Genomic DNA, 17,235 nt, shown 5'->3' with positions numbered 1-17,235 from the left:
GTATAAGCGACAGACGCGGGCCGGGGGTGCGCGGGGGGTGGGTGCCCGGTCGAGCGATGACGCCCGTCCCGTCGGCTGCGGGAGGCTCGGCGGGCGTGGGTGACGTGCCGGAGGCGTGAGGTTCGGCAGTCCCCGGCGAGGATGCCTCGTCGGGGTCCGGCGCGGCGGAGGCAACCGCCTGCGCCTCGGCCGAGTCTGCCGCCTCGGAGGCCTCCGGCACTGCCGCTTCAGGAGCCTGTGCCAGCACCACGACGGCGTGCATCTCTCTGGCGTCGGGCATCTCCCCGGCCATGGACGTCTCCCGGGCCTCGGGCGCTTCCCGGGCCTTGGGCGTCTCCCGGGCTTTGGGCGCCTCCCGCACGCGGGTCGTCTCCCCGCCGCCCGGGACGGTCGCGGTGCGGGGATGCAGTGACGTGGCCGGGGACGGAAGCGATGCGTCGGTACGCCGGGGCGGCGCGTCGGCGCGTGGGGCGAGTGCGTCGGCGAGCGGGGCGAGTGCGTCGGCGAGCGGGGCGAGTGCGTCGGCGAGCGGGAGTGGCGCGTCGGCCGTGGACTGCCGAACGGCGTCGGCCGTGGACTGCCGAGCATCGACGGACGGCGGCTGGCCTTCGGACGGATGCGGCACGTCGGCGGAGGACGGCCCGTCCACGGACGGTCGCGGTACGTCGACGGACGGCGGCTGGCCCGCGGACGGATGCGGCCGGTCGGTGGGGTGGACCGGGTCCGGTTCGGGGGAGGTCTCTGCGGGAGCGGGAGGAGGAGCGATCGTGAGGAGGGCGGTGTCGGGGGCGACGGGGAGCCTTCCCTTCCGGCGGGTGCTCGTCCCCGGCTCACTCGCGTCGGGCAGTTCGCCGCTCCAGGGGTCGTTCGGGCCGGCCTCGGCTCCAGGCCCCATGTCGCCGGTCTCGTCGGCGAGTTTGTGTACGAGGATGCCGTGCCGGAACGCGGTCTCGCCGACGTCGGCGCAGGTACTGCCGTAGACGGAGAGGCGATTGCCGCCGTCCGGCACGACCTCGACGGACCGCCGGGCCGCGCGGGCCTCCTTCGAGAGCGCGGCCGCGAGCCTGGCGGCCTGCGGGCTGCGGACGACGACACGGGGACGCAGCCGTGTGCGGGCGAAGTCCTCGGCCTCCTGGTCGGCGACGACCCGGCCCCGCTCCAGCGTGACGATCCGGTCGGCGGTGCGGGCGGCCTCCTTGGGGTCGGCGGTGGTGAGCAGCACTGTGCCGCCTTGAGCGGCGTGTGCGCGCAGCATTCCGTGCAGCCACCGGCCCTCGCGGGGGTTGAGGCCCGCTGTGGGGCTGTCGAGCACAAGGGTGTGGGGGTCGGGGAGCAGAGCACAGGCGAGACCGAGGCGTCGGTCCACGCCGCGCGAGAGGGTGCCGAGGCGCTCGTGGCGCAGACTGACGAGGCCGACGACCTCCAGGACTTCGTCGGCTCTGCGCGCCGGGACCCCGGCGGCGGCGCACAGCATGCGGAGGTGGCCGCGGACCGTACGGGCCGGATGCCCCGGAACGTCTCCGAGCAGCACACCCACCTCGTGCGACGGATGGGGGATGTGGTGCAGCGGGCGCCCTCTGAAGTGGGCGACACCACGGCCGTGTTGGAGTTCGAGCATGAGTTTCAGAGCCGTGTTCTTGCCCGAGTCCGCCGGGCCGAGCAGCGTGGTCACGCGGCCCCCGTGCGCCTCGAAGGAGACGTCGTCGACCGCGGGCGGAAGGCCCTTGCGGTGGTTGCTGGTCAGTCCGAAGGCCTGGATCACCTGAAGCAAGATAGCGCGCTATATCCGATTTGCCAGGTATCGCACGGCGTGCTGCGGCAGCAGACGACCGGTTGGCCCGCCGCCCTGCCGGTCATTGCCGGACGGCCCGCGCAATGACGGCTTCCGGCTGCCGGGTTCAGACCTCGGGGCGGAGCATCGGAGGGTTGAGCAGTGTGGCGCCGCCCGCACGGAACAGCTGGGCGGGGCGGCCGCCCTGCCGGGTGGTGGTGCCGCCGGTGGGGACCAGGAAGCCGGGCGTCCCCGTCACCTTGCGGTGGAAGTTGCGAGGGTCGAGCGCCACGCCCCACACCGCCTCGTAGACCCGCCGCAGCTCGCCGACGGTGAACTCGGTGGGGCAGAACGCCGTGGCCAGCGACGAGTACTCGATCTTGGAGCGGGCGCGCTCCACGCCGTCGGAGAGGATCTGGGCGTGGTCGAAGGCGAGCGGTGCGACGGGTTCGCCGTCACGGCCGTAACCGCCCTGCTGCAACAGTTCCTCCACGGGTGCCCAGCGCGCGTTGCTGGCGTCGCCGCCGGCGCGGGGCGCCGGGAGATCCGGGGCGAGCGCGAGATGGGCGACGCTCACCACACGCATCCGCGGGTCCCGCTTGGGGTCGCCGTAGGTGGCGAGCTGTTCGAGGTGAGCACCGTTGTCCTGGGCGGGGACGTCCGGGTCGTGGGCGCGCAGCCCCGTCTCCTCGGCGAGCTCGCGCGCCGCTGCCTGGGAAAGATCCTCGTCGTCCCGTACGAAGCCGCCGGGAAGCGCCCAACGCCCCTGGAACGGCGATTCCCCCCTGCGTACCGCCAGCGCGCACAGGGCATGGCGGCGCACGGTCAGCACGACCAGGTCCACGGTGACGGCAAAGGGCGGGAAGGCTGACGGGTCGTAGGGCATGTCGCGATCATAGTCGTCTTCCTGACGATAAACACTCCCTTCTTCGGTCCCGTCGACGGCTGATCCACCCCGCTCGAAGCGCACCTCGCGGCAGCCTCCCGCCCGGGCTTCCGAGGGACGGTGCACTGCCCCGCGGGGTGTGATGCGGCTTGCGGGTGGTCGCTTGCGGTCACCCTCCCAGCTGGAGTCCTTCGGCCGCCTCCTCGACCATGGCGAGGCCGAGTCTGCCGACCCGCACCGAGAACGGCGCGCCCGCGACGCGCAGGCCGGTCAGACCGATCTCGCCCAGGGGCGCGCTGCGCACGGGACGCAGCGTGACGGTGCCGGCCGGGGCGTCGGGGCGGATCCCGGCGAGGGTGGTCAGCATCAGGATCCCGGCGGCTGCCGCGACGGCCGCCGGGCGGCAGGCCGCGGGGTGCGGTACGGGAGCGCTCCCGCCGGTGCGCTGCTCCCCCGCGTACATCTCCGGCAGTCGGTGGCCGAAGGCGTCGGCTGCCGCCAGGACCCCGCGCAGCAGCGGGGTCGCTTCCCTCTCGTACCCCGCGGCGGCCAGACCCGCGACGGCCACGGCTGTCTCCTGGACCCGCACGGCACCGCCGCGGTGACCGAGGGGGTTGTACCCCGCTTCGTCGGCGCCGAGCCCGCGCAGTCCCCAGCCGGAGTCCATCGCCGGGCCGCCGAGCAGTCGGACGAGCTGCTCCGTCCGCACCTCGTCCAGCAGACCCGGTGCCAGTTCGCCTCCGCCGAGCAGGCCGGTGTCGAGCAGGTGGACGGCGAAGGCGCCGAGGTGCGTCAGCAGGCGTCCGTCGGAGGCACGCGCGGCCGCAGGCCGACCGCCGCCGGGGTGTTCGACCCAGAAGTCCTCCCGGAACGCGCTCCCCAGTGCTCTCGCCCACTGCCGTAGCCCGTCACCTCCGGGCCGTCCGCAGGCGTCCAGCAGATCGGCGCCCAGCAGTGCGGCACGGTGGGCGTGGGCCTGCGTCTCGCAGCGGGCGGGGCCGTCGGTCTGCGGGTCGTACAGGTAGGTCCCGTCGCCCACCGTGGTCCGCAGCCAGGTCAGACAGCGTTCGGCCGCCGGCAGCAGCTCCTCGGTCTCCCGCTCGGGCAGCCCCCAGCGGCGCGCCTCGGCGAGAAGCACCGGGAACAGCACGGTGGCCTCGGTGGACGTACAGGTCGGAGGCAGCCGCGGGCCCGCGTCCCGCAGCGGGCCGGGGATCGCGCCCGAGCCCGGGAGCTGGGTGCGGGCGAGGACGCGCAGCGTGCTCGCGGCCAGCCGGGTGCCGAGCGGCAGGGCCATCCTGGCCGCGGTGAGCGCCTCGGCGGGCGCCAGGCCGCAGCGCCAGGGCACCCCGGCCGCGAGATAGGTGTCGGCGGGGTGCGTCGGGTCGCGCAGCAACAGTGCCTGGAGGTCCTCGACGCTGACCCGCATCAGGGCCTGAGCGCCCGGATGCTCACCGGTCGCCCGCGCGGCGGCGAGCGGAGTCGTCGCCGTCCGGCCCACCGCGCGGACGGACCCGGGGCCGTCCGATCGCACGCGCAGTTCCAGAGTCGTCCTGCCCCCGGGAGGCAGTTCGACGTCCCAGCGCAGCAGTCCCGCCGAGGCCAGCGCGTCGGCCGGCGGCGGATCGGCGGTGACCGCCGACGTGCCGACGGCGCAGGACCAGCGCAGGCCGCCGTCATGGACGCTGGCGGGCAGTTCGGGCCCCGCGGTCCCGGACGCGATGGCACCGAGGTCGGCCAGGTCGGTACCCAGAGCCACCTCGACCGGGAAACGCAGGGGGCGTGGCGATGTGCTGTGCAGCGTGATCCGCTCCGTACCGTCCGCGTGACGGATCCGCTCGACGACGATGTCCGGATCGGGGCCCGCGCCGGGCGAGGAGCGCAGCGTCCCCAGGAAGCGGGCCTGGTCCGCCGCGGTCATCCGCGCCTGGACCGCCAGTGGTTCGCGCCCGGCCACGCGGACCTGACAACGGGACAGCAGACGTCGGCCCGCTCGGTAGTACCCCTCAAGCCCTCGGCCGGTGAGCTGCGCCTGATCCGTGGAGATCGCGAGCCCGGGAAGGGCCACGCAGATCAACGCGGTGTGGGTGGGGGGCAGATCGGCGGCGCGGCGCGGTGTGGGGAGCGGGGTCGACTGCGGAGCTCCTCCCGACGTGGAGGTGGAGGGGCGGCGCGCTTGGCTGCCGCGCGGGGACGGCGCCCACGCGCGGTTCGTCGGCCAGGTCGGCTGCGTTCGGCCTGCGGGCGCAGGAGGCGAAGGAGGTGAAGGAGGTGAAGCGGGTAATCCGTCTCCCGTGGGCCGGGCGGTGCCGTCCTGGCCCCCGGGCGACTGCCCCGGGCGGTCGGTCGCCGCCGACCGTCCCGGGTCCGAGGGCGCGGGCGGCTGGTTCCGGGCCGCACCGGAGTCGTCCGCGGCCCGCGGATCCGCGCCGGGTGGGAACGGTGGTGCGGGCCGCCCAGCGGCGAAGGGGGTATGGGCGGCGGAGGGCGGAGTGGGCTGGTGTCTGTGCATACGGTGGCTTCTTCTGCGCTCTGTGCGCCCCTGGCGTGGGCGGCGCCGGGCGGAGTGCTGGGGGGGTACGTGGAATGTGGCGGCGCGCCCCGTCCACGCGTTCCGCCACTCAGGTGAACGGCGTCGGGAACCCCCGGGACACGGCCCTGCCGGGACAGCCCCACCGAATGGAGGTGTTACAGCGCCCCCGGCTCTTCGACTCCGGCTCCGGGGCGCGGGTGCGGGATGGGTCCCGTGACCCGTTCCACCGCCGCCACTCGCGTGAGGGAGCGCGTCAGCGGCGGGGGGTCGTTGTCCCGACGACTCAAGCCTCCCCCTCGGTGTCACCGCGGCCGAGGCGCACGCCTCCCGCGTCACCCGCAGCCCGGCGCCGCCCGACGGCCTTCCTCGTCCCCGTACCGGGCGGACGCGTGTGGCCCGACGCAGTGGTACCGGAGCGGTCCTCCGCCGTACCGGCCCGCCGGGCGCGACGTCGGCGCCGGGACCCTTCCGCCGTAGTGGGGGCGAGGGCGGTCGCGGGGCTCGCGACGGAGCCCGACGCCGGTGCGGCCGCGTCATCGGCGACCGGCTCGGTCGTCCCGTCCGAGGCGAGGGCGTCGGTCTCCGCGCGTCCCGCTTCGATCGCCTGCTCAGCTTCGACCGGCCGTTCAGCCTGCTCGAACGCGGGACGCCCGCGGCGCTCGCGTTCCAGGCGCTCGGCGCGCAGGCAGCGGCGTACCGACTCCGGATCAAGGCCCTCGTTGCAGGCCTGGTGCAGCAGACGGGCGAAGAGGTACTCCGAGTCGGCCCCCAAGGCCATGGCCAGCGCTTCCCTGGCCTCCAGTTCGTCGCCTGCCGACCACGCGACCCAGCCGGCCAGGGTGAGCGGCGCGGCGGCGTGCTCACCGTAGGACCCCACGCAGCGGCGGGCCAGTGCGCGCCAGAGCCGGAGTGCGGGGCCGGCCTCGTCGCCCTCCATCCATGCGGCGGCCCAGTCGCGGGTGGTGCGGTCCTGAAGTCCGAGGATGAGCACCGCGGCTTCGGTGTGCTCCAGCAGTTCGTCGTCGCGGGCGTCGGCCATGAGCGTGCCGGAGACGGCAGGCGCCTCGACGTAGCGACGCATGACCTGCCGGGCCAGCGCCATGGTCTCCTCCGCCACCTGGGCGCGGCTCGTGTCGTCCAGGATCCTGGGGACCAGCTTCCGGCCGGCGCAGTCCAGGGCCGCCTCCTGGTCGAGCGCTGCCGCCGTCTCCCGGGGCAGCAGCCGGGCCCGCAGTTCGCGCAGGGTGCCGCGCACCTGGAGCCCGGCGTAGGTGGCTGCGGCGGCCAGTACGGAGGTGCCGGGCAGACCCATCGCGATACCTTCGGCCGGACAGCAGGCCTCGCCGGTGCAGCAGTACGACCACAAGCGGCCGCCCGAGACGCACAGCGCCTCGACGACCGGCGCGTCGAGGAGACCGCATTCGACACGGATGCGCTGGGCCAGGGGGCGCAGCCGCTCCATGACCTGTCGACCCGATTCCCCCTGGCCCGGCTCCTGGCAGAGGTAGGCGACCATCTGCGCGGGCCGGCGGCCCCTGCGCTCGCTGCCGGTCACCAGTCCGTGCGCCAACTGCCGGGCTGCCGAGGCCCAGTCGTCGGGGGCGGCCGGAATGCCCAGCCGGGCCCTGCCGCCGAACCGGCCCCGGCCGCCCTGGTCGTGCAGGGCGGCCAGGACGATGCTGTCCTCCGGTCGGTACCCGAGCAGATAGGGCAGGGCGTCGGCCAGTTCGGCCGGGGTGCGCAGGGTGACGTGGTGGGTGTCGGCGGGCCCCGCGAAGGCGTGGTGCTCGATGCCCGCGTGACGTGCCATGTCGCCGTTTTCGAACGATCCAGTCGTTTCGCCGTGATTCGTCATGCGCCGACAATCTCGCGGATTGCGAAGTTCCGCTTGACCCTGTGGACAACTCCGATCAGGGACACATCATCACGACGGAACCACGACAGGACCACGACGGAACCACGAGGGAACCGCGGCGGACCCGCGACGGATTCCGGCGCATCCGCCGCCTGTCAGTGCGGTCGTGTTGTATGGACCGCATGGAGCACACGAGCAACGCGGATCTCCGGGCGGCCGCCGACACGGTCCTCGCCCGGCTCGTCGGGGACCCCACCGGCGCGGCCCGGCTGCGCGAGGACCAGTGGCGGGCGATCGAGGCGCTGGTCGCCGAGAAGCGCCGGGCGCTGGTGGTGCAGCGCACGGGGTGGGGAAAGTCCGCGGTCTACTTCGTGGCGACCTCACTGCTGCGGGCCCGGGGCAGCGGTCCGACGGTGATCGTCTCCCCGTTGCTCGCGCTGATGCGCAACCAGGTCGACGCCGCGGCCCGGGCCGGTATCCACGCCCGGACCATCAACTCCGCGAACACGGAGGAGTGGGAGACCGTCCAGGAGGAGATCGCCGCAGGCGCGGTGGACGTCCTGCTGGTCAGCCCGGAGCGGCTGAACAACCCGGACTTCCGCGACCAGGTGCTGCCGAAGCTGGCCGCCGCCACCGGACTTCTCGTCGTGGACGAGGCCCACTGCATCTCCGACTGGGGCCACGACTTCCGCCCCGACTACCGGCGCCTGCGGACCATGCTCGCCGATCTCCCGACGGGCGTGCCGGTGCTCGCGACCACCGCCACCGCCAACGCGCGCGTGACCGCCGATGTCGCCGAACAACTCGGCACCGGGGGCACGTCGGACGCCCTGGTGCTGCGCGGCGCGCTGGACCGGGACAGCCTGAGTCTGGGGGTGTTGCCGCTGCCGGACGCCGCTCACCGGATGGCGTGGCTCGCCGACCACCTGGACGAGCTGCCGGGGTCGGGGATCATCTACACGCTCACCGTGGCAGCCGCCGAGGAGGTCTCCGCCTTCCTGCGGCAGCGCGGACACACCGTGGCCTCGTACACGGGAAAGACGGAGAACGCCGACCGGCAGCAGGCCGAGGACGATCTGCTCGGCAACAAGGTCAAGGCGCTGGTCGCCACCTCCGCACTCGGGATGGGCTTCGACAAACCCGACCTGGGCTTCGTGGTGCACCTGGGGTCGCCCTCCTCCCCCATCGCCTACTACCAGCAGGTCGGCCGTGCCGGCCGCGGTGTCGAGCACGCCGAAGTGCTCCTCCTTCCCGGGAAGGAGGACGAGGCGATCTGGGAGTACTTCGCCTCGCTCGCCTTCCCGCCGGAGGATCTGGTGCGCAGGACCATCGACGTGCTCGCCCACGCGGGCCGGCCGATGTCGCTGCCCGCCCTGGAGCCGTTGGTGGAACTGCGCCGCTCCCGGCTGGAGACGATGCTCAAGGTGCTCGACGTGGACGGGGCGGTCCGGCGGGTCAAGGGCGGCTGGGTCGCCACCGGGCAGCCGTGGACCTACGACACGGACCGGTACGCCTGGGTGGCGCGGCAGCGAAAGGCCGAGCAGCAGGCGATGCGCGAGTACGCGCGGACGACGGACTGCCGGATGGAGTTCCTCCAGCGGCAGCTCGACGACGAGGGCGCCAAACCCTGCGGCCGGTGCGACAACTGCGCGGGGGCGCGCTTCGTCGCCGACACGTCCTCGGGCTCGGTGGAGGCCGCGCGAGGCGATCTGGGCCGGGCCGGCGTCGAGGTGGAGCCCCGTCGCATGTGGCCCACGGGGCTACCGGCGATCGGAGTGGAGCTCAAGGGGCGGATTCCCGCCGCCGAACAGGCCGCTTCGGGGCGTGCGCTGGGGCGATTGTCGGACATCGGCTGGGGAAACCGGCTGCGGCCGATGCTCGCGCCCACGGCCCCCGACGGGCCGGTTCCGGACGACGTGGCGAAGGCCGTGGTGGGTGTGCTGGCCGACTGGGCGAAGGGCCCCGACGGGTGGGCCTCGGGCGCTGCGGACGCCCGGCAGCGTCCGGTGGGCGTGGTCACGGTCGCCTCCCGCACCCGGCCGCGGCTGGTGCAGTCCCTGGGCGCCCGTATCGCGGAGGTCGGGCGTCTGCCGCTGCTCGGCAGCATGGAGTACGCGGGGGACGCCGCCGCGGTCTTCCGCAGCAACAGTGCCCAGCGCCTGAAGGCGCTCGACGGGGCACTGACCGTGCCGCCCGCGCTCGCGGCCGCGCTCGCCGAGGCCCGGGGGCCGGTCCTGCTGGTGGACGACTTCACCGAGACCGGCTGGACGCTGGCGGTGGCGGCCCGGATGCTGCGCCGGGCCGGAGCCCAGGAGGTGTTGCCGCTGGTGCTCGCGGTGCAGGGCTGACCGGACGCGGGACATGGGCACGGACGCTCGAATTCACCGCTCTCCGTTCCCTCACCGGCGTCGAACGGACCGTACGAAGCCGTCCCACGTATCACCGGGTGAAACACGGGGTAGGGATATAAGTCACACACGGCCACATACAGGTCGGTGGCCCCATTTGCTCGTTGCCGCATCCAAGTTCGACAGCAAGAATTGAGGTCCGCTCCCCGCACGGCTCGTCCGTGACCAGGTAGGGCTTTGCTGCGGTGCGCGCTCCCCCGAATCCGACCCGCCCGCAGTGGGCGCGTAGCCGAAGGGAGGACCGTGACCTTCGGATTCGCTCCGTCCTCGGCAGCATCGTTGTCGACATCCACGTCCGCCGCTTCCGTCACCCGCATGCTCGAACCCGCGGAGTGGGCCGCAGCAGGGATTCCTCTGCTGCGCAACCCGCGCGAGGTCGTCAGCGGCCTCCATTCCCGGCACAGCCCTCGGCCGGCGATGGCGGTCGTGGCGGTCCTCGACCAGGAGGAACGCGTGCAGGCGAGTGCCTCCTTCGTCCGCCGGTCGGCTCCGGCCGACGGCTGGATGTTCCGTAACGCGCTGCTCGCCCAACTACGCCGGGTCATTCCGCATGACCTGCGGCGCCGCACCCCGGTACGCACCGCGGTGCTGCTCTACTGCCGTGAGGGCGACGCCCGCTGGACGGAGGAGGACGGCGCCTGGATGTGGGGGCTGCGCGACGCCTGCACCCTGCACGGGCTGCGGTGCGGGGCGTACATCACGCTGACCGACGACGGCTGGCAGGTGTTCGGCGAGGGCCGTGGTGGCCGTCGTCCGGCTGCCGACTCGGCGCCGGAGCCCTTCGCTCTGTCCGAGATGCCGCCGCGCATCCCCCGTACCGGTGGCGCAGCTTCGGAGGTCCTGCTGCGGGCGGCCGCCCGCTGAGGACCGACTGCCCGGTGGCACCGGCGGAGTTCCGGCCGCTGCGGTCCGGGTGCTCCAGCGGCAACGGGGCCGTGCGTCGCGGTGCCCTCAGGGCACCGCGAGCCGCACGGCTTCCTGCCGGGCGGTGCGCGACTTCCGTACGCAACGTGACTGCACCGTGCGAAGCGTGACCTTCGTGCGGAGCACGGCTTCCCCATGGGGTGCTCGGCGCGACGACGCGACGACGCGAAGCTGCCCCTGTCCGCCGGATTTCAGGATTCCCCGGAATTCCTACGGACCGACGGCCGCCCAACGGCATGGACCGGTGGACGCCGAGCGCCATCGACCCGGACGCCGGCCTCCGAAGGCCACGGCCCGGCGCACGCCGACCGCCGAAGACGACGGACCAACGGACGACGGCCGTCACGGCCCGGCAGCCACCGAAAGCCAAAGCCCGGCGGACGCCAACCGTCATGGACGACGGCCGCCACCGGTCCCCGACCGGCCGCGGGCCCGGCCGTCGGGCCGGGCGGTGCAGCCCGCGCTGCGGTGCGGCCTCCGTACGGCAGGCATCCCCGGAACGGGCAAAGGCGCGCCCGGAGGGCGCGCCCACGGCCGTCCGGGCATGCCGAGGCGCCCACCGTGCCGACGCCGCCGCAGCGGCATCTCCGTCGCTCCGGCGTCCGCCGGAACCGACGTGCTGGATTCAGGCGCCCGCGCCCGGCAGCGCGTTGATCTGCTGCGGGTCACCGCAGACGATCAGCAGCACACCGGCCTTGGCCTGAGCGAGCGACAGAGCGGAGGCGGCAGCGTCGGCCGGGCCACCGTTGACGGCCACGACGACCACGGGACGGGATCTCGCACGGCCCGCGATGGTGACGTCGGTGTAGAAGACGTCGTCTCGCGCGTCGTCCTGCGCCCAGTAGGAGGCTTCGCCGAAGGACAGCTCGTGAGCGGCCCAGGGGTGCGGATCGCCGGTGGTGAGCACAAGGACCTCACCGGGGACACGACCCGAGTCCAGGAGCAGGTCCACGGCCTCCTCCGCGGCGTCGAGCGCGCCCTCGGCCGAAGCCGGGATCAGCTGGAGCTGCGGAGTCGCCGGGGCGGCGGGAACGGGAACAGCGGGGCCCGACGGTTCGGGCTTGGCCACGTCGCGCGGAGTGCGTTGCATCGGCGGCGCGGGCCGAAGAGGTCCGGGACGACCGGGGCGTGATGGCGCCGCGGGACGTGGGCCGGGTACGGGGCGGGGGGTCGGCGCAGTACGGCCGCTGGCCGGAGTGGCGCGGGGACCCTGGGCACTCTCGTGAATCTGAGGCTCCTCGGGAATGAGAGGCATGAGCTGTTATTTATCAAACATTGGTGCGGCTCGCGTCAGCGGGTGACACATCGGCGCGAGCGGAATCGTCAGAAGTCGAAGCCGAGCTGACCCTCGATCTCCGGAACGCGTCCTTCCGCCCAGCTGCGGGCCTTCTTGAGATGCCGCCACTGGGGCAGCGCATCAAGATACGCCCACGACAACCGGTGGTACGGGGTGGGGCCCCGCTCCTCCAGCGCGGCCTTGTGGACGGGCGACGGATAGCCCGCGTTGTCCGCAAAGCCGAAGTCTGCATGGTCGATGCCGAGTTCGGCCATCATTTTGTCGCGCTGCACCTTGGCGATCACCGAGGCCGCCGCGACGGCCACACAGGACCGGTCGCCCTTGATGACCGTGCGCACCTGCCAGGGCGCGCCCAGGTAGTCGTGCTTCCCGTCGAGGATCACCGCGTCGGGCCGGACCGGCAGGGCGTCGAGGGCGCGCACCGCCGCCAGCCGCAGCGCCGCCGTCATCCCCAGGTCGTCGATCTCCTCCGGAGAGGAGTGACCCAAGGCGTACGACGTCACCCACGTCCGGAGTTCCAGGTCGAGTTCGGTGCGCCGCTTGACGGTGAGCAGCTTCGAGTCGGTGAGCCCCTGCGGGGGCCGGCGCAGTCCGGTGACCGCCGCGCAGACGGTGACGGGCCCGGCCCACGCACCGCGCCCCACTTCGTCGACGCCGGCAATGACCTTCGCTCCGGTCGTGGCGCGCAGGGAGCGCTCGACGGTGTGGGTAGGTGGTTCGTACGGCATGGCGCCCTTAGCCTACGCCGCCCGGATCCCCGTGCGACACCCCGGTTTGCCCGAGCGGTCTCGGCGCCCGTCCGGAACGCCCTCAGGTGCCGGCGGGACGCAGCAGCGGCATCATCAGCTGGTCGATCATCTCCTCGATCTCCCGATCGCTCCATTCGCTCACGCACATCTTCGATCGGTACATCATCATGGCCGGGATGGCGTCGAGAACGTAGCCGTTGACCGCGTCGGGCCGGACCTCGTTCCGCCCGATACCGCGCTCGACGATCTCGCGCAGGAGCCTTATGGTCGGCTCCACGACCCCTTCGACGATCACCTGATGGAAGCGTTCGGCCTGCGCCTGGTCGCATTCGTGAACCACCGAGCGCAGGGCGAACCCGGGGCGCGAGAACATCGCCGCGCGGGCCTGCGAGCACAGCGCGATCAGGTCCGAGCGCACGCTGCCCAGATCGGGGGCCGCGTCCAGTCGCGGCAGGCCGGCCTGGAGCGCGTCCGCGACCAGATCCTCCTTCGACGGCCATCGCCGGTAGACCGCGGCCTTGCCCGTCTGGGCGCCGGCGGCGACCCCTTCCATCGTGAGGCCGTTCCAGCCGACCGTGCCGAGTTGCTCCAGCGCGGCGTCCAGGATCGCGCGTTCGAGTACGACGCCGCGCCGACGGAGCGAGGCCGCCTGAGCGGGGGCGGCCGTCCAGCGCGAAGTAACCATCTGAGCGTCTCCAGCGAGCAGGGGAAGCGGGCGTTCCGGGGACAAGGGGCGTGCGGTGCGGCGCCGTTGGGGACACGCCGGACGACGAAGCATTAAGTGAACGCTTGCGTTCACTATCGGGGACTCACTACCGTTGACGCGACAGTGAACGCGAGCGTTCACTAACGCTCTTGTGGGGGACTCATGGTGACTACCTCTCAGTTGTCCGAAAACCAGAAGCCAGGAGCGGCGCGCCGGGAGGGGCATCCCGGCATAGCGCTCACCGTCATCGCGGCCTGCCAACTCATGGTGGTACTCGACGCGACGATTGTGAACATCGCTCTGCCGCACATTCAAGACGCGCTCGAATTCAGCACGACCGATCTCACCTGGGTGGTCAGCGCCTACACCCTCACCTTCGGCGGGCTGCTGCTGCTCGGAGCGCGGGCAGGTGACATCCTGGGCCGCCGCCGGGTGTTCATGACCGGCATCCTGCTGTTCACCTTCGCCTCGCTCCTGGGCGGACTCGCCCAGGAGCCCTGGCAGTTGCTCGCGGCGCGCGCCCTGCAAGGCATGGGGGGCGCGATCGCGTCGCCCACCTCGCTGGCGCTCATCACCACCACCTTCCCGGAGGGCCCGGAACGCAACCGGGCCTTCGGTGTGTTCGCCGCCGTGTCCGCGGGCGGCGGGGCCATCGGTCTGCTCGCGGGAGGCATGCTCACCCAGTGGCTCGACTGGCGCTGGGTGCTCTTCGTCAACGTGCCGATCGGGGTGCTGATAGCCGTACTGGCCCCGCTCTACATCAACGAGTCCGAACGCCACCCCGGACGCTTCGACATCGCGGGCGCCCTGGCCTCGACGGTCGGCATGGCGTCCTTGGTGTACGGCTTCATCCGAGCCGCCGAGGAGGGCTGGCGGGACGGTCTCGCCCGCGGTTCCTTCGGGGTCGCGGCCGTGCTGCTGCTGGCCTTCGTGCTCATCGAGCGGCGGGCGCGGGAGCCGATCACCCCGCTGCGGATGTTCAGCGACCGCAACCGCTCGGGCACGTACGTGATCATGCTGAGCCTGGCGGCGGCGATGTTCGGCATGTTCTTCTACATCGTGCTGTTCGTGCAGAACGTGCTCGGCTACAGCCCGATCAAGGCGGGTCTCGCCTTCCTCCCGGTGACGGCCGCGATCGCGGTGGGCGCCGGACTGTCGCAGCGCTTCCTGCCGGTGCTCGGCCCCAAGCCGTTCCTGCTCACCGGCTCCGCACTCGTGGTGGTCGGGCTCGCCTGGCAGTCCCTCATCAGCCCCGACAGCTCCTACGCGGGCGGGGTACTGGGTCCGATGCTGGTGTTCGGCTTCGGCATGGGTCTGAACTTCGTCACGGTGACGGTGACCGCGGTCTCCGGGGTCGCCCAGCACGAGGCGGGCGCCGCGTCCGGACTGCTCAACGCGACGCAGCAGGTGGGCGGTTCGCTCGGCCTGTCCATTCTGACGACCGTGTTCGGCACGGCCAGCAAGAACGAGGCGGAGAAGCAGCTGCCGAAGTTCCTCGCCGACGGTTCGGCGGAACAGAAGGCGGAGTTCGCAAAGACGCACCAACTGCCCGCACCCTGGGGGCACGAGGTGCTCGCTCAGGGCATCTCCACCGCGTTCGTACCGGCCGCCGCCATGGCCCTGCTCGCCCTGGTGACGGCCTGGCTGGTGATCCGGGTCCGCAGGAGCGATCTGGAGGCACTCGCGGGAACGGCGGGCCCCGCGGCCGGCTGATCCGGCCGGCCCGACGAGGCGCCAGGGGTGACCGGGCCGCGCCCGACGGTCCCATGACGGGGCCGTCGGCGGTCCGGTCCCCCGCTTCGGCTCACGAGGAGGTCGGCACGGCCCAGTCCGGCAGGGCTTCCGTCTGCTCCAGCCAGCCGGACGGCGGCGCCCCCGCCTTGCCCGCGGCCAGCACCCCGCCCACGATGGCGCAGGTCGTGTCCACGTCTCCGCCGACCTGCGCGGTCGTCCAGAACGCCTGCTCGTAGTCACCCAGCGCTCGTGCCGCGGACCAGAGGGCGAAGGGCACCGTGTCATGGGCGGTCGTACGCCGTCCGCAGCCCAGGACGGCCGCGACCGTGCCCGCGTCGCCGTAGTCCAGCATGCTCCGGGCGCGCCGCAGGCCCGCGCCGACGGCGCTCCTCGGGATCAGCGCGACGACTCCGTCCAGCAGGTCCTCGGCGCTGGGCGGCCCACCCGGGGCGCCCGCCAGCGCGGCGGCAGCGGCGACGGCCATGGCGCCGACGACGGCCTCACGGTGCTGGTGCGTCGGGTAGGCGGAGATCTCCGCCTGGTGGGTCGCCTGCTCGGGATCGTCCGCGTAGTAGGCGCCCAGGGGGGCGATCCGCATCGCGGCGCCGTTGCCCCACGAGCCCTGTCCGTTGAAGAGCGCCGCGGCCAGCTCACGCCAGTCGCCGCCTTCCCGGACGAGGCGCAGCAGGCGGTTGACCGCGGGGCCGTACCCGCGGTCGAAGTCGTGGTGCTCGGCGAAGGACCTGGCCAGGGCGTCCTGGTCGATGCGGTGGTGGGCGGACAGGACGGCGACCACGGAGCACGCCATCTCGGTGTCGTCGGTCCACTGCCAGGGGCCGGGCGGCAGCTCGCGCCGCTTGAGCAGGGGATAGTTCACGGGCACGAAGAACTGCGAGCCGAGTGCGTCCCCCACCGCCAGTCCGCGCAGGCTCGCCAGGGCGCGCTCCAGGCGCCCGTCACGTGAGGAATCAGGGGTCATCGCTCTCCCACTCTATCCGGTGATCCCGTACGGCTCCGGATCCCGCCAGCGTACGAACGGCCGGTCCAGCGTGTACCGGTCGTCGTCCCCGAGAACGAGCATCCTGACCTCCGCGTTCCCCGGATTCGACAGCGACTCGAATTCCGCGACCGTCCAGTGGAACCAGCGCATGCAGAACAGGCGCATGGCGAGTCCGTGGGTCACCAGGAGCACGTTCGGCGGGTGGTCGGGGTCCTCGAAGCTGCGGAACAGGCTCTCCAGGAAGCCGCCGACCCGGTCGTACACATCGGCACCGGACTCGCCCTGGGGGAAGCGGAAGAAGAAGTGCCCGTAGGCGTCCCGATAGGTCTTCTGGAGCCGCACGTCGTCGCGCTCCTGCCAGTTCCCCCAGTCCTGCTCGCGCAGCCGCGGCTCCTCGCGCACGCGTATGAGCTCGGGGTCGAGATGGAAGGCCCGGAAGGTCTCGTGGGTACGGCGGTACGGGGAGACGTACACGCTGACACGCTCGCGGCCGAACACCTCGCGCAGGCGTTTGCCCGTCTCCTCGGCCTGCCGCCAGCCCCGTTCGGTCAGGGCGAGGGCATGGTCGGGTTCCCGCTCGTAGACGGTGTCATCAACGTTGCCCGTCGACTCGCCGTGCCGGACAAGGACGATGCGCCGTGGTCGTGCCATGCCAAAACCCTAGATCGAGTGACGGCTCGACGAAGACTTCAACGACCCGTATACGGCGTAGGTCACACAGTTCTCACACCAGGGGCCACATCAGCACCATGTCGACCGAGCCGGACCCCACCCGGGTCGACCGGGTCGAGGCCGCGCGAAAGCACCCGATCAGCACATCGCATACCGTACGGACATTCGATTCAGATGAGACATCCGGTCACCGGCCCGGCGCTCGTCACACCGTCCAGCCCGGCTCCATCTCCACGATGTCCCCGGTCAGCGCGGCGACGTCCGCCTCCAGCTGGGCCCGCAGCGCGAGCCGCTCCACCCGCTCGGCGCGGTACTTGCCGTGCTCGGCCGCCGAGCGCCACATGGACAGGACCATGAACTCGGGTCCCGGCGCCTCGCCGAACAGCCCGCGGATCATGCCGGGCGAACCGGCCATCGCGGGGTTCCAGACCTTCTCTTGCATGAGGGTGAAGTGTTCGGCGCGCTCCTCGTGGACACGGCAGAGGGCCACCCGGAGCAGGTCCGCGTCCGTGAAGCGCGGCTCGAAGCCGGTCTTCACGTCGAAGCGGTGGTCGAACAGTTTGACCTGGCTGTCCTTGAACGTGCCGGCCTGCGACGCCGCCAGCCGGTCATGGGAACGGGCCATGAAGGAGTCGTAGAAGGCACGGCTCTCCCAGAACGCGAAGACATGCGCCACCGAGGGCCGTGCCCTGCTCCAGCC

At 72.6% G+C, this 17,235-nt stretch carries 13 protein-coding genes; 3 read left to right on the top strand and 10 right to left on the bottom strand.

Translation table 11 applies throughout. From position 1 onward, the window contains the following. The 4 genes from FNH09_RS49095 to FNH09_RS34995 form a co-directional block, all read right to left on the bottom strand. Positions 1-1,762: ATP-binding cassette domain-containing protein (locus FNH09_RS49095; RefSeq protein WP_338017783.1), on the bottom strand; the 1,762-nt coding region annotated here is incomplete at its 3' end. Between the two features lie 136 nt (positions 1,763-1,898). Continuing rightward, on the bottom strand, positions 1,899-2,657 hold the full coding sequence (locus tag FNH09_RS35005) for an NUDIX hydrolase (protein WP_152893918.1): 759 nt from the start codon (positions 2,655-2,657) through the stop codon (positions 1,899-1,901). A gap of 169 nt (positions 2,658-2,826) precedes the next feature. After that, positions 2,827-4,731, bottom strand: a complete 1,905-nt coding sequence (locus FNH09_RS35000; protein WP_420802808.1) for a glycogen debranching N-terminal domain-containing protein — start codon at positions 4,729-4,731, stop codon at positions 2,827-2,829. A gap of 742 nt (positions 4,732-5,473) precedes the next feature. Continuing rightward, positions 5,474-7,045 carry a DUF4192 domain-containing protein gene (locus tag FNH09_RS34995; protein ID WP_152893917.1) on the bottom strand — a complete coding sequence of 524 codons (1,572 nt, stop codon included), beginning with the start codon at positions 7,043-7,045 and terminating at the stop codon, positions 5,474-5,476. Between the two features lie 182 nt (positions 7,046-7,227). Between FNH09_RS34995 and FNH09_RS34990 the strand changes: the two genes are divergently transcribed. Further along, a complete protein-coding gene (locus FNH09_RS34990) occupies positions 7,228-9,393 on the top strand; it encodes a RecQ family ATP-dependent DNA helicase (RefSeq protein ID WP_152893916.1) in 2,166 nt (721 codons plus the stop codon). A gap of 303 nt (positions 9,394-9,696) precedes the next feature. Beyond that, the gene (locus tag FNH09_RS34985) at positions 9,697-10,317 is read left to right on the top strand and encodes a hypothetical protein (RefSeq protein WP_162469561.1); all 621 of its coding nucleotides are present in this window, start codon (positions 9,697-9,699) and stop codon (positions 10,315-10,317) included. A 685-nt stretch (positions 10,318-11,002) separates the two neighbouring features. Here FNH09_RS34985 and FNH09_RS34980 read toward each other — a convergent pair. The 3 genes from FNH09_RS34980 to FNH09_RS34970 all read right to left on the bottom strand — a co-directional run bounded on the left by FNH09_RS34980 (position 11,003) and on the right by FNH09_RS34970 (position 13,108). Continuing rightward, positions 11,003-11,632, bottom strand: a complete 630-nt coding sequence (locus FNH09_RS34980) for a hypothetical protein (RefSeq protein WP_152893915.1) — start codon at positions 11,630-11,632, stop codon at positions 11,003-11,005. 68 nt (positions 11,633-11,700) lie between these two features. Continuing rightward, the gene (locus tag FNH09_RS34975) at positions 11,701-12,402 is read right to left on the bottom strand and encodes a ribonuclease HII (RefSeq protein ID WP_152893914.1); all 702 of its coding nucleotides are present in this window, start codon (positions 12,400-12,402) and stop codon (positions 11,701-11,703) included. 82 nt (positions 12,403-12,484) lie between these two features. After that, a complete protein-coding gene (locus tag FNH09_RS34970; protein WP_152893913.1) occupies positions 12,485-13,108 on the bottom strand; it encodes a TetR/AcrR family transcriptional regulator in 624 nt (207 codons plus the stop codon). Between the two features lie 186 nt (positions 13,109-13,294). Between FNH09_RS34970 and FNH09_RS34965 the strand changes: the two genes are divergently transcribed. Beyond that, positions 13,295-14,842 carry a DHA2 family efflux MFS transporter permease subunit gene (locus FNH09_RS34965; protein ID WP_162469563.1) on the top strand — a complete coding sequence of 516 codons (1,548 nt, stop codon included), beginning with the start codon at positions 13,295-13,297 and terminating at the stop codon, positions 14,840-14,842. Positions 14,843-14,933: 91 nt separating this feature from the next. On the opposite strand, the gene FNH09_RS34960 is transcribed toward FNH09_RS34965, so the two are convergent. The 3 genes from FNH09_RS34960 to FNH09_RS34950 form a co-directional block, all read right to left on the bottom strand. Further along, complete coding sequence (locus FNH09_RS34960) at positions 14,934-15,842, bottom strand: ADP-ribosylglycohydrolase family protein (RefSeq protein WP_152893911.1); 909 nt, start codon at positions 15,840-15,842, stop codon at positions 14,934-14,936. A 12-nt stretch (positions 15,843-15,854) separates the two neighbouring features. Beyond that, the gene (locus tag FNH09_RS34955; protein WP_152893910.1) at positions 15,855-16,514 is read right to left on the bottom strand and encodes a histidine phosphatase family protein; all 660 of its coding nucleotides are present in this window, start codon (positions 16,512-16,514) and stop codon (positions 15,855-15,857) included. A gap of 226 nt (positions 16,515-16,740) precedes the next feature. After that, positions 16,741-17,235: DUF4937 domain-containing protein (locus FNH09_RS34950; protein WP_152893909.1), on the bottom strand; the 495-nt coding region annotated here is incomplete at its 5' end.

It is taken from the genome of Streptomyces adustus (assembly GCF_009377175.1).
Classification (GTDB): Bacteria; Actinomycetota; Actinomycetes; order Streptomycetales; family Streptomycetaceae; genus Streptomyces; species Streptomyces adustus.
The sequence above is the reverse complement of the archived record's forward strand: the minus strand, read 5'-3'. Positions and strand labels throughout refer to the sequence as shown.

What these genes read in the sequence shown, in the direction of transcription:
- FNH09_RS34995 (WP_152893917.1), bottom strand. Translation starts at nt 7,045, where the DNA reads ATGACGAATCACGGCGAAACGACTGGATCGTTCGAAAACGGCGACATG.
- FNH09_RS34980 (WP_152893915.1), bottom strand. Translation starts at nt 11,632, where the DNA reads ATGCCTCTCATTCCCGAGGAGCCTCAGATTCACGAGAGTGCCCAGGGT.
- FNH09_RS34955 (WP_152893910.1), bottom strand. Translation starts at nt 16,514, where the DNA reads ATGGCACGACCACGGCGCATCGTCCTTGTCCGGCACGGCGAGTCGACG.
- FNH09_RS34970 (WP_152893913.1), bottom strand. Translation starts at nt 13,108, where the DNA reads ATGGTTACTTCGCGCTGGACGGCCGCCCCCGCTCAGGCGGCCTCGCTC.
- FNH09_RS34960 (WP_152893911.1), bottom strand. Translation starts at nt 15,842, where the DNA reads ATGACCCCTGATTCCTCACGTGACGGGCGCCTGGAGCGCGCCCTGGCG.
- FNH09_RS34975 (WP_152893914.1), bottom strand. Translation starts at nt 12,402, where the DNA reads ATGCCGTACGAACCACCTACCCACACCGTCGAGCGCTCCCTGCGCGCC.
- FNH09_RS35005 (WP_152893918.1), bottom strand. Translation starts at nt 2,657, where the DNA reads ATGCCCTACGACCCGTCAGCCTTCCCGCCCTTTGCCGTCACCGTGGAC.
- FNH09_RS34990 (WP_152893916.1), top strand. Translation starts at nt 7,228, where the DNA reads ATGGAGCACACGAGCAACGCGGATCTCCGGGCGGCCGCCGACACGGTC.